Source organism: Crocinitomix catalasitica ATCC 23190, from assembly GCF_000621625.1.
GTDB lineage: Bacteria > Bacteroidota > Bacteroidia > Flavobacteriales_D > Crocinitomicaceae > Crocinitomix > Crocinitomix catalasitica.
The window spans coordinates 97081-110472 of record NZ_JHXV01000011.1; the positions used below are offsets into that span (position 1 = coordinate 97081).

Here is a 13392-nt window from a genome sequence, read left to right on the forward strand (position 1 = left end):
GTGAACAAAATTATTCTATTATTAATCAGTTTTATTTTTCCGCTTGCTGTACTTGCACAATGGGAAGAAAAGGCCGAATCTGTGACGACGTCATTTTTGGCAGTTGATATCCATGAAAGTGGTGTTTGTTATGCTGTTGGATATCCCTTTATGAAATCAGAAGATGACGGGGAAACTTGGGCGGAAGTTGAATTCCCTGGTGCAGATTCCATTTATTTTAAACTCGTGGTATTATTTGACGTCAAAATTTTATCAGAAACAACTATAGTCGCTGTTGGTCGTAGTGCATTAAATGATAATAATGTAATTATTCGTTCGTCCGATAGCGGTGAAAGTTGGTCTGTAGTTTATGCTGGAGCTACAGGTAACCGTTTAGAATTTAGAAGTGTTGCTTTTTATGATGAATTATCTGGTATAGCAGTTGGTGAAAACGGTATTGTAGTCGAAACAACAGATGGTGGGGAAACATGGGTTTCAAGGTACTCTGGTACAGAAAACCTTCTTACCGCGGTAGAATATATGTCTGAATCTCGTGCCATTGCAGTTGGTTATGAAACCATAATTCGTTCGACAGACGGAGGTGGAACATGGTCTGTTGATACTTATTCCGATAAAAGTTTCAAATCTGTAAGTTATTACTTGGCCGATAACGAACTTACAGCTACTTATATAACTGCACCTTATAAGGACATGATTTTTAAAAGTAGTGATTATGGTTTTACATGGACGACACAAGACATTTCTTTTGAACGTATAAGCTGTCACAAAGTCTTACCTGGGGATTCAATTTATCTTGGTTACGAATATGGAATGTTATTGGGTTTGACAGAGGATATCCACCTGTATGAATTCATAGATTACGACTTTGAGGGAATCTCTGATATTGAGTTTAAAAATGGATATGGTTTGGCTGTTACGGAACAAGTAGATGAGAGTAAAATTTATAAGTTTTATTATGACGAACCTTGGAACCTTTCACAAATGGTTGATTTTTCTTATCCTGACACTATTTGTGCAGGTGAAACAACTATGTACACATGCTCTAACCCAACCCTTGATAGTTATGAATGGTTGATAGACGAGGTTTCAATTTCTGAATTAAGAGATTTTGAATATACGCATGAAGATGCTGGCGAATTCAATATAATGTTGGTCACAGAATTTGAAGGGAATAGTGATACAATCGAACATTCAATTACTGTTATCAGTACACCAGAAATAAATCCAATTGAGATAGTAGCTGATTCAGCTATTTGTCAAGGATCAGATTATCGTTTTAATCTTATAGATATTGCTGACGGAACAGGTTATCGCGTGATGATTGAAGGAGTTGAAATAGAATATGCAAGGGCAACTGGTGATGATCGACTATATTACTTTGATGAAGTTGATGCAAATCTTACTTTCAATATAGATAAATGGATCGTCAACGAATGTGATTCTGTAAGTGTTTCTGAAGAATTTGCACTGGTGGTAGATACATATCCAGATTCAAGTACGGTCTTTTACACAAGTGATAGTTTGGTTTGTTTTGGCGATTCTACTGCCATAGTTTTACCCATCCCTGAAATAGGAGTGGAGTATACAATTTATCAAGATGGTGATTCAATTGCAGCAGGACTTTCCATTGACGGTACAATGATGTCGTTTCATTCATTACCAATTACTTCAAATCATGGTTTTACAATAGAAGCTAATTCAGAGAATGGATGTCATTCAGTATTTGACATGATAGATTCAACCCACGTTGAAGTTGCTGACGCAACCTTTAGTGCAGGGTTAGGATATTTTTTCCAAAATGAATTAATTGAAATTGAAACAGATGATATTGTCGGTTATACTTACGAATGGTCATCAGACGGAAGTCCAGATATTTATACAGATCTTGATCTGCTTCATCCAAGTATAGCTTATGATGAGATCGGCGTGTATGAATTAAATTTATCGGTAGAATCGGAGCATATTGGATGTCGTGACTCTCTAACTAAAATAATTCAAGTATTCAACGATCTTATCCCAGACAGTTTGTATGAAGAAATATGCCATGTAATTGACAATAATAGGATAACCGTTTTAGATCAAACCGTCGACCCATATGGGAATTTAATTGTAGTTGGTTATAAAGAAGATGAAATTCAGGGACATTGGGGGACAATTTTAGATGGGGTACTTCAAAAATTCAATTCAGAAGGTGAATTAGTTTGGGAGTTTGTATTAGAACGCGACATCCCTTCGTATGATGACCATAAATCCTCTATTTTTAATTCGGTTGACACTGATCAATTTGGTAATATTTTTTTTACAGGAACATTTGATATTGTTGTCTTTGACTTTTTTGATGAACCTATATGGGCTGGTCCTAGAGGAGGTGGAGGTCCAGAGGCTAAACAAACTTTTTTATTGAAAGCGACCCCAGAAGGTGAGTTCGTATGGTGGTCATATGTTCAACGAACATCTCATCATAGTGGTTTTGCTGATGTAATTGTTTCTGACCGGCATGAACGAATCTACCTTTCCGCATGTAATGTAGGTACAAGAGATTATAATACAACGCATTATGATGTTGTGAGCATTCCATCTGTAGGGTTTGCTTCAGGCGGAGTATACTTATTAGAATTATCTCTAACTGGAGAATTATTAAACTCTTATGCTGGCTCATCTGCTTATGGAGCGATGTTAGAAGGGCGACACGACCCTGTTCCTAGCTATAGTTATCGAGATACTTATGTTGTTCCTCAGTTACATTTAAACGCCGACTCGACAATTTATATGGTAGGTGAAGTTAAAGAACACTCAGGTATAGCATTTGACATCGGAAGTGTTGAAAGTGAATCGCAAATACTAGGTTATATGTTAAAAATTAATCCGTTAAGTGAAGATCCCGGTTGGAAACAAATCGGAACGAATATTTCCAAAGCTAGGTATGGATCGTCTCGAATGTCATCAACCGTTGATAGTGAGGGGAATTTATATATTGCCAATTATGGTAGAGATATGAGTTTTGATGGGGATACTTTTGACATAATAGGTAGTCTTGTCATTAAATATGATTCGGATTTCAATTTATTATGGAAGAAACGTTTTGAGAATATAACAATTTCGGATATTTACTTTCATACCAACGGTAATCTATTTTTTAATGGTACTGTACAAAATTACGGTGCGGTATTTACTGACATTGAGCCTGAATTATATATAGAGGTAGAAGATTGGTATGATATGATGCTAGGAGCCATGACGCAATATGGTGAAATAATATCGTTAGAAACAATAGGGGACGGAAATATAGAGCGTGGTCAAAAAATTACTGGAAATGATTGTGGTGAGTTATACTTTTCAGGAGTGTCTGGTAATCGTGACCACTTTTATGCTTATGACAATACAAATATGCTGGTTCAATTAAATGATTATACAGCTCCAGACTCAATTAATGGTTCTTTTGTTTTGAAAATAGCTGACTCTTGTCTTGTAGGTGGATGCGCGATATTCTGCGAAGATCCTTTGCTATTACCAAATCCCTCCATTTTTATTTATGCTTCGAGATTGAAAACTGACGAGTATGCGACTTATCAATGGTATAATGATGGGGTTCTTATTCCAGGAGAAGAAAGCCAAACATACAGATTTCTTGAGCTCGGCGAATATAATGTTGTTGTAACAGACTTAAATGGTTGTTCTGGTGAGAGTGAAAGTTATATGATTACTTGCGATGATGGGAATTTAAAACCTAACCCAAGAATAAATATTACAGGGTTTTTACTTACCACCGGTGAATATTTGACTTATCAATGGTACAAGAGTGGGATTCTTATTCCTGGTGCTGAAAGTGAATCTTATGAATTTTCAGAACTTGGAGAATACACTGTTGTTGTTACTGAATCAAACGGTTGTATTGGAGAAAGTGAGGTTTTCATTCTTACATGTGAAATAGCAGCGCTCAGGCCAGATCCGATAATAAATATAACTGGCTCTTTACTGTCAACAGCAGAATACGCATCATATCAATGGTATCTTGATGATGTAGAAATTCCTGGTGCAACAGAACAAACTTATATGTTTACCGAAGAAGGATTTTATAAGGTTGAAGTTTCTAGCGAATATGATTGTGTAGGTATAAGTGAATCATTTGAAGTGCGCGGGTTAGGAATTTCTAATTTGGATATAACAAGTTTAGTAATTCACCCCAACCCATCCAACGGCGAATTCACATTGTCATACGATTTAAGAGCCAATGCTGATGTAAACATAGAAATTAAAGATATCACTGGTAAAATAATCTATTCTGAAAACAACCTGAATACTTCAATAGGGCATCATCAAAAAGCAATTGATTTAAGTCGATATGCTAAAGGAATTTATATTGCTACGATTAAAGTGGGCGCTGATAAGTATACTAGAAAATTGATTCTTGAATAAATGAAACTGTATATTATAGCTTTTTTTATTGCGACACTTTGTTTTTGTGGGTGCACAAAGAAAAGTGGCTGTCAAAATGAATCTGCAATTAATTATGATGCATCTGCAACAGAATATGACGAATCTTGCGTTTACAATTATTTTGGTGTGCTTAAGTGGGAGAATGAGGACGCTTTCCTCTCCGCAAATGATATAAACATAATTTCTATTTATTTTGGTGAAGTAGTAATTGGCGAAAATATAAAAGTCGCTGAATTCGATATAAATAAAGAATTAAATTGTGATGCAGATGATTGGATTGCTTTTAATAAACAATACTATATCCACCCTAATTCAAATGATAAAAGTAAATCCACAATACTTTCCATTATTGACCAAGATGGCGATGAAATCTTTACGAGTGAAATCGAGTTAACTCCAAACACTTGCAATGAAATATCATTTTTATTTAAATAATAGGCTTATAGATGAAAGTACAAACTAATATCTAATGAGGACTTTACAGCAATTCGAGCTTTTTGAAACACCAAGCTTGTTGGGTAGGTTGGAGTTAATGATTTATCACCATAATAATAATAATAATTCTTCTCAAAGGGGTTTGGAAAAATTATTTCTTCAATACCAGGGATTTCCCAAATGCCATTTGTCATGGTCGATGTAAATAGAGGAATAGTTACGCCTATATCTAAACTTAATAAGTGATTGATTGAAAAAACACTCCCAAAACTAAAATCGATTTGATAATAAAAATGACGTACCTCACCGAGGCTTAAAAGGTCCATATCAAGAATAGGAAATTGTGATTTGAATTTATTGTGTTCGCTGGCCTTATCTTTAACCCCAACTTGAGCTTCAGTACCTTCTTTGAGCTTTGTATAGCCAGTATTTAATCCGAATCCTATGTATTTTCCATGAGCAGCAATATTACCCTTGACAAAACGACGAAAATCGAAAGAAAAATGATGAAAATTAAGAGGAATATCTGCCAATAAATAGTAATAATCTAATTCATTTTCAGAAAGCAAGTAAGCGTTATAAGCATATAGTTTACTCCAAGCGTATCTAAGCCTTAATTCGGATTTTCTGCTCGCAACAAACGTATAATTCAGTCCAAATCGCATATTCAATAGCTTTCTTTTTACTGTTACATTACTTTTTTCAGCATCCACTTTACTAACATAACCAATAGTAGGAACTGTTTCAATTGTAATCCCAACAGCATGTCTTGAGCCGAAATAACCAACCTGTGTCCAACTTGAGCAAGCTAGATGGATGAATAAAAATAGAGTAATTGTTTGTCTTATCATTATACTTTTGTTGAACTTAAATGATACAACACTTCCGAATAGAATAATTCAATTGTTTTTTTCATTTGTCTTAAATTCACTCGGTCATTTTGAACAAATTCGATTTTATTGTTTTCAGCATCTATGGCGATTGCAAACACGTCATGATAATGATGTTTTACTGATTTGTAAACTACTATAAAAGGAATTGGAATTACTGATAAAGCCAGACTTAAGTCGGCACTCGTATATTTAAACTTGTGTTTAGTTGAGATAGCACCTGTAAATAAATAATGATAAGTATCATGCCTTTCGGAAATGGGTTGCATAAGATCATATGCGCTGTATATCATATCAAATTGTAATTGATGATAAATACATTCTGTTAACCAATCATAAATAGTAGCTAATTCGTTGTACGTCTGAACATCCATAGAATCTATTGACGAAAAGCTTAATAATGTCGCATCGATGTCTAACTTTCTATATTTCTTCGTGTAAATTGAGTTTAAATCTATCTCTATTTGCTCAGAGGTTAAATATTCATTTTCATAATGGCGATTATAACTTTGATAAAAAGGATTCACTACCACCACTTTGTTAATGCCAAGATGAATCGCTTCATTTTTTAATGAATCTTGATTGATTTTTTTAGTTTGCTTTAATTCTTGTGCGTTTAAATAAATGAGGTTACTCAGTGATTCAACAAGATTTTCTTCATTGACTAAATCATAATGCCCATATAAATGGAAATAATCGTCTGTAAAATCGTCATCCATTGGAACATTAGTTAATCCTTCAGGGAAAAAGTCAGCATTGATTGCCATTTCCTTATGAATATCTTTTAGATACTTCAAAAAAATGGGGTCAGCATTAAATATTTTAGAATAGTCACTACAAGTTCGATAGGTTAAAACTATTAGTTGATCCTTGGTTATTGTCTCAAAAAAAGCATGAAGAGAAGAGCTTTCTCCTTGCACATATTCTGAATAAACAGATACTTCAGAAAGCTTATCATAATTCTTATATTTCATCAAGCCATAAAGCGCTTTCACTTTTGATAAAGACAAATATCTATTCGCTATTTCAGACTCTTCGAGTAAAAAAATATTATAAAGAGCATTTACATATCGTCGGTCTCTTAAATTAATTCGAATCGTTTCATATCGCGACTGTAATTGCACCGATTTAAATGCTTCTTCTGAAATAATAAAGTCATAACTTCCAGTATGATTCGTGTATTTTAAGTAGTCATTAATATTCCTTTTACGTGCATTTATATTTGGATGCGAAGTAGACTCACTCTCATTGTCAATTTTAATAGCATTGGTACTATCGTTAAATAAAGATTCCGGGATTTGTAAATTTGGACGATTTAAAAAATCAAGATTAAAAACTTTATTGCCAAAAGGTAAATGAGATCTTGAGAGAACATCAAAACATTTCTTTAACTCTTCGACATTATAATCAGTTTTAAGGTATAGTTGTATTGCTTTTGCGTCTGCAACTAATTCGTTTTCCTTAGCATAAATATTAAGTTTAGCTATTTGGTTATCATAAGATAAATTATGATCGTTTTTCCTTCTATTTTCTTCAGATCTTTTTTTGAGGTAATTATTCCGAACGTGTTTCTCTGTAAAATGAGATACTTCATGGGCGATAATAAAGGCCAATTGAGCCTCATTTTCTAGTCGTGATAATAAACCTGTTGTAAAAAATAAAGCTCCTTGATGTGTTGCAAAAGCATTTACCGCATTACTATTTAATACATAAACAGAAATGCTTTCTGATAGTTTTTTGTCTTCACCAAGAATAACTTTAGCAACCCGTTTAATATATTTAGTCAAGTCATTATTAAAGGTTACTTTTCCACTTTTTAGTAAGTCATTTAAAAAGAAAGAGGTCGATAATATGAATTCGTCCTCGAGTAATTTATCAGCATTTGACTTTAACGTAGTATTATACTTTTCAGTCGCTGTTGAAATAATTTCATGCGGCACAATTCCAGTGGACTCTACTCTTTTAAAATCACCGAATATTTGCCCAGAGCTGTTCAAAATAATCAGCGTAAAGGAAAGAGACAAAATAAATTTACACACTCAAGTTAGGATTTGTTAATGTCGTAAATATAATCATTTGGAATTATTGAACCCTAAGTTGTACATAAACCTACGCCGCAATCAACTTCGTATTGTAAATCAATTTATCCTCTTGCACAACCGACAATAAATAGATACCCGCTTCAAGTCCATTGTTCCTGAAAATATATTCGTTACCCGTTATATTTACTGCTTGGAATACCTTTTTGCCTTGTATATCACGTATGATCAATTGGTTTTTACCCGTCAATTCTTCACTGAATTGTATTGTTGTAAAATCCGTGAAAGGATTGGGAAATACATTCAACTCCTTTTGCAATGATGTCTTTTTATTTATGCCTAATAATGGCGAATCTCTTTTATATAAAATCCACGGATCACAGTCATAAACATCTGTCGAATCGTCCAAAGAATTATTGCCGTACACCACTACAAAAGAGAGGTCGCCCCAAGTGGTTAATGTGGGTTCGCCTATTGCAAAAATGGTCCCATATTCACCTTCTATATGGCCAGGAGTAATCACCAATTCCTTCTCGTCCCAACTGTCCCAGTCATTTGCGATTAGTTGTTTGGATTTATAGATACATCGAACGCCAAAATCATTTGTTGCGCAAAAATAGACCCACCAATTATCACCATCCTGCCACAAATGCGGTTGAACGTCAAAAGGAGCGTCATCATTTAAGACATTTGTTATTAAAGTGGGAGCTTCCCAATTGTCACCATTATCATAACTGTGCGAATAATAAATAGAACGATCTCGGTCGAAAAGCAAAATCAACGTCGAATCATTTAGTCTTTCAATATGAGGATTATCTTCGGCACCTTCACTCACCAAAATAGGAACTGCAGTTTCTGTAGTTGGATTTATAGGCACGTTTTTCATAAACATCAAATCTACACCTTCTGATTCTGGTCCATCAACAGTGTATACAAAAACATCGAAAGTGTTTTCGTCTAATAAGACACCTTGCGCACCTCCTTCAAACGAAAATGAGGTTTGTAAATTAGAAGATTCCCAATTTATGAAGGGTGCTAGAATATCCGTTTTACTGGCAATAACAATATCACTTTGCATATAATGTTCACAACCTAAAATATTCGTAACCGTATCAATATCTAATAAGGGACCTCGATAATAAGGTGTAAAATCAAAACAAAAAGGATCTAAAACCAGGTCATATAACCAAGAAAAAGCATCAACGGGTAGATAGGTGCTAAATAAATGTTTACCATCTCTAGTGATATAAAGTCCATCTTCCCAGCCGCCAACATTTAAAGGTTGTATTTGTGGAGTAAGATATGTTGGATCTTCCACAATAAAAGTGGCATTGCTTTTAATTTCGGCCCAATTGGGTTGAGCAAATGAATTAAGATTAATGAATACCAAAAATACCATTGTGATAAAGGGCAAGATTTTCATAGGTTTGATCTTGTATATTTCTATCTTCATTCTAAGATATATATTATATTTAAAATTCAATTGTCTTAGGATGAAAAGGTGCTTTTTTTGTATACAGCAATTCATCATTCCTTTTCCAAACCAAAAAAGTGCAGTTCTTTATAATCTCCATTAATTACTGTAACTTCTAAGCGATTCTCAGAAACACTTGCGCGCATAAATCCTAAATCTTTCACTGCTAGCTTTGTCATTTCAGGATCTTGTGTGACACCTCTAGATTCAGAACCTGCTCCACTCACAAAATAATGGGTATGTCCAGTTGGTTTTTGGTGTTGTAAATCATGATCGTGACCTGCAAAATAAATGTCGACTTGATGTTTCTCAAAAATAGGCAAGAATGGTATTCTGATATCATCCATTTTTCCCCTTCTAAATCCTGTTGTAAATAAAGGATGATGACCGACAACAATTTTCCATTTAGCGTTCGAGATTTCAAGTACTTCATCCAGCCATTCGAGTTGTTTTTTCTTATTTTGTAACCACAATGCACCTTGAATTTTACTCATCGTTTTATCGAAAGGATTGGTATCAATAAAAACAAAAAGAACGGAGTCATTTGATACTGGCAATGGTTGGGTAAAACTAAAATACCTTTCTTTAGATTTCCATCTAGGATTCTTTTTATAATATTTTAGTTGTGTATTGACACTCCCCATATAATCGTGGTTTCCCATTGCTGTATACCAGTCTTTTTGCAGACTGCTGTCTGTATAAATATCTTCAAAATAATTGGTCCAATGTTTATGGTTCAAACCTCTCACTCCATGCGGATAAAAATTGTCTCCCACACTAACAATAAAATCAATAGGGTCTTTCGTTGCTTCTTTCGTCATGGCATTGGCAACTTTCAGTTGATTAGCATCTCCACTTCCCCAATCTCCAATCACGAAGAAATCAAGACTTTTATCGGAAGTATAAGTGGTATCATTAAGGAGTTTAGTCGAATCAGACAAGCCAAAACTAAGTGTGTTTTGACTTGTTAATAAAAGGACAATAAGAATTAGGGGATTAGTCATTGTTCTAGTCATAACTTTGATTTAAATATTAAATGCGGTTAAATGTCAACCACGTCTTTGAGAATATAATAAAATTGATCTGGATCATCTTGATTTAGATAAAAAATTCCTTTAAATTTTCTAAAATCATCTAAATCATATAGGGTATTCGAATTCTTCATGTACATGCTAATAACAGAAGCTGGACTTGCATTCCCGCAAAAGAAGCAAGACGCATAGGGGTTATAGGATAGTGCTAGTAACTTTCCTTCTTCGTCGTATGGAATAACAAATCCTTCTATTATTACTTCTTTTCCATGCCATTTTTTGAGATTCTCTCCAAAAACAGGAGAGAATACCTTGGAATTCATTTGTGCTAAATACTTCAAACGGTAACGAATGTCCATTAAAGTTTCCCATTTAATTTTAATTGGTTTATTTGATAATTCCTGTTTTTGAACATATAAATTGTCAGGATCTTTACGATTTACAACCTCACCTGTTATCACCCAGTTTACTTCTTCGTCATCCCAAATATAAATCGAATCATTCACCCAATAGTCGATTTCTTGATTTGGGAAGTTTGAACTTTCAGGCTTTTCCATTTGCATTGGAATCAGTTCAATTCCGTCTATATTTTCCTCGTCATCTTCCTTGTCCATCATTTTAGGGATGATAAGTAAAGCAAGCATGACAACAATAAGCGCCACCATTATTTTTATGACTTTATCCATGGCTATTTATCTTTCGGATAATGTTGATGCAACATCTATTCGAGTTGCTCGCCAAGCTGGAATTAAGGAAGCTAAAATTCCAACTAAAAGAGTCGTCAATAATAACCAAATCTCCTCGTATTGGTATCCTAGATCGAATTCAAAATTCATTTCATTTTGGGACTTTATATTGATAAAGTAGAGACCAATGCGGCTTAAAATTGTACCCAATATATAACCGATGCCAGCTAATAAAATTCCTTCTATTAAAAGTAATTTAAACAGATCCACTAATCTATAGCCTACAGTTCGCATTAAAGCCAATTCATATTTCCGCTCTTTTAATCTTCCGTACAAAGCAAAAAACACACTCAATCCAGCCATTGTTATAATTCCACCGGCAATCAGTTTTAATGTTTTTGTGCCGATTCCCATCATATAATATAACCGATTGATTTCTAATCCTGGTAAAACTGCTTGCATATTGGTTTGCTGGTTGATTTTACGAGGTATATTCAAAACGGCTAATTTCGTTTTACATTTCAATAATATAGCGGTAATTTCTTTGTTTTTATATGCGTTTAAACTGTCTGACGCGTGATGGTTGTGATGGCTATGTGTGTCATGTACTTGCCAAACACTTTCAATATTTGTCAAAATCAAGTCATCTAGTACCGTATTGGTCATTGATAGGATTCCGACGACGGTATATGGTTGATCTTTGTGGATATGCCCTTCGTGTTGTTCGCCATGTGTACCTAAAAAGTTATCGCCAATTTTAAGACCAAGTTGCTTTGCAATATCAGCACCGATAACAGTCTCCATATTTTCTGTATAAAGATGTCCTTGGGCGAATGTGCCATTGTACTTATCGATATAAGATTTAGTGGTGCCTAAAATGCGATATCCTTTATGGCTATCACCATAAGCAAGCGGAATTGCTTCATCAATCATGGGGTCATTCATTATTTTTTCAGCTGCGGACATTTTGATATTCCCAGTAGGTGCATCTATATGATAAACGGACGAAAGTACGAGTTGCAAAGGGCTTCCTTTGGCACCGACTACGAGATCAATATCTTGCATGTCCCGCCCGAACTTTTCTGTGACCTGGTTTTGAATCGACAATAGTAGAGAAATTATACCTGTTCCAAATAATAATAGGATAACACAAAGTATTGAATTCAGAGGTTGATGGATGATATTTTTCCAGGCAATTTTCAATATCATATCAAGCCAAATTTAGATTGTCTAATTCAATACAGTGATTGATTTCATTTTTCACACGCGCATCATGCGAGACCACGATTAATGCTGCATTATTGTTAATGGCCTCCTGATGCAAGAGTTGAATAACTTTTGAGCAGTTTTTATTGTCTAACGCACTGGTGGGTTCATCTGCCAATATAAGTTTAGGTTGATTCATCAGCGCTCTTGCAATGGTAACCCTTTGTTTTTGCCCTACACTAAGCTGTTTAGGGAATCGATTTAAAAGGTTGTTTATTTGTAATCGTTCTGCAATTGACTTTGCTTTTTCTCGGTTTACAGCGTAAGGAGAAAGAAGTAAATTTTCTATGACAGTCAAGGATTCAATGAAATAGGATTGTTGAAAGACAAGACCGATTTCGCTCCCTCTAAATTGATCCATTTTTTTGGATGTAAAACTATTTATTTCTTCATTATTCATGCGTATTGTTCCGCTGGTGGGACGCATTAAACCAGCTAATAAATGTAATAATGTGGTTTTACCGCTACCAGATTCGCCAGATATAACTATAGATTCACCACTTTCAATAGCAATATTGGGGAAAGAAAGCTGCGTCGTTTTAGAGTAATTATAGGTGACATTGGTAGTCTTAATCATTGAAGATTGTTTTTATGCTGAGCAACATTTATCTTTTGTACAATGGCAATATTTTCGATTATAAAAGTGTAAAAATACAATACTTAATGAAGGGATGTAAATAAACCAATGTGGTATAGGAATTAGGTGTAGGGATTCGTTTAAAATAATGGCAGCTAAAAGAGTCCATGACAACCAAAGAGTGATGCGGACCCACTTTTTTATGGAATGTTTGGTAGCAAAATAGATGGCAATTAAAGCGACGATTAAGAAAGTATAATCAATTAATTTCCACCAAGCAGGAGTTGCTGAACAAGTCGTTGCAACACAGGCATGCGTGATAAAAACAAAGGGAGTGGCGATGCAATGGATAAGGCAAAGACTACTGGCCATTATTCCGATCGCATCGGCTTTAGAGTTTTGTATTTTTAAAATATTTGACATGACAATGTGTTTTCCTGTTTGATAAATGCAACAATGATGCAAATGTAATACTTTTCTTTATTATGCAACATTGTTGCATGTAAAAAAAATAGGCAAATTCATTACTTTATTAATATAACAGTATGAAATTCAGA

General features: G+C 34.4%; 10 protein-coding genes. 2 read left to right on the forward strand and 8 right to left on the reverse strand.

From position 1 onward, the window contains the following. Together T367_RS0109020 and T367_RS0109025 are read left to right on the forward strand one after the other, a co-directional pair. Positions 1-4416, forward strand: coding sequence for a T9SS type A sorting domain-containing protein (locus T367_RS0109020; RefSeq protein WP_027419557.1), 4416 nt, complete (start codon positions 1-3; stop codon positions 4414-4416). Then, complete coding sequence (locus T367_RS0109025) at positions 4417-4872, forward strand: hypothetical protein (RefSeq protein ID WP_027419558.1); 456 nt, start codon at positions 4417-4419, stop codon at positions 4870-4872. It abuts the gene before it with no gap. 5 nt (positions 4873-4877) lie between these two features. On the opposite strand, the gene T367_RS0109030 is transcribed toward T367_RS0109025, so the two are convergent. From T367_RS0109030 to T367_RS24520, 8 genes are all read right to left on the reverse strand, one after another. Beyond that, positions 4878-5723, reverse strand: a complete 846-nt coding sequence (locus T367_RS0109030) for a hypothetical protein (protein ID WP_027419559.1) — start codon at positions 5721-5723, stop codon at positions 4878-4880. Next, positions 5723-7801: a M48 family metallopeptidase gene (locus T367_RS0109035; RefSeq protein ID WP_084274359.1), complete on the reverse strand. Its 2079-nt coding sequence runs from the start codon at positions 7799-7801 to the stop codon at positions 5723-5725. The genes T367_RS0109030 and T367_RS0109035 overlap by 1 nt, the downstream gene beginning before the upstream one ends. A 70-nt stretch (positions 7802-7871) precedes the next feature. Beyond that, on the reverse strand, positions 7872-9254 hold the full coding sequence (locus T367_RS0109040; protein ID WP_211252696.1) for a T9SS type A sorting domain-containing protein: 1383 nt from the start codon (positions 9252-9254) through the stop codon (positions 7872-7874). A gap of 74 nt (positions 9255-9328) precedes the next feature. Further along, on the reverse strand, positions 9329-10291 hold the full coding sequence (locus tag T367_RS21895) for a metallophosphoesterase (RefSeq protein ID WP_084274361.1): 963 nt from the start codon (positions 10289-10291) through the stop codon (positions 9329-9331). Between the two features lie 26 nt (positions 10292-10317). Continuing rightward, positions 10318-10992 (reverse strand): hypothetical protein, encoded by a 675-nt coding sequence (locus T367_RS23845; protein WP_051568461.1) that lies wholly within the window; start codon positions 10990-10992, stop codon positions 10318-10320. A 6-nt stretch (positions 10993-10998) separates the two neighbouring features. Next, the gene (locus T367_RS0109055) at positions 10999-12201 is read right to left on the reverse strand and encodes an ABC transporter permease (RefSeq protein WP_027419562.1); all 1203 of its coding nucleotides are present in this window, start codon (positions 12199-12201) and stop codon (positions 10999-11001) included. A 1-nt stretch (position 12202) separates the two neighbouring features. Then, complete coding sequence (locus T367_RS0109060; protein ID WP_027419563.1) at positions 12203-12835, reverse strand: ABC transporter ATP-binding protein; 633 nt, start codon at positions 12833-12835, stop codon at positions 12203-12205. 12 nt (positions 12836-12847) lie between these two features. Further along, positions 12848-13258 carry a MerC domain-containing protein gene (locus T367_RS24520; RefSeq protein WP_072032183.1) on the reverse strand — a complete coding sequence of 137 codons (411 nt, stop codon included), beginning with the start codon at positions 13256-13258 and terminating at the stop codon, positions 12848-12850. Positions 13259-13392 lie beyond the last annotated feature (134 nt).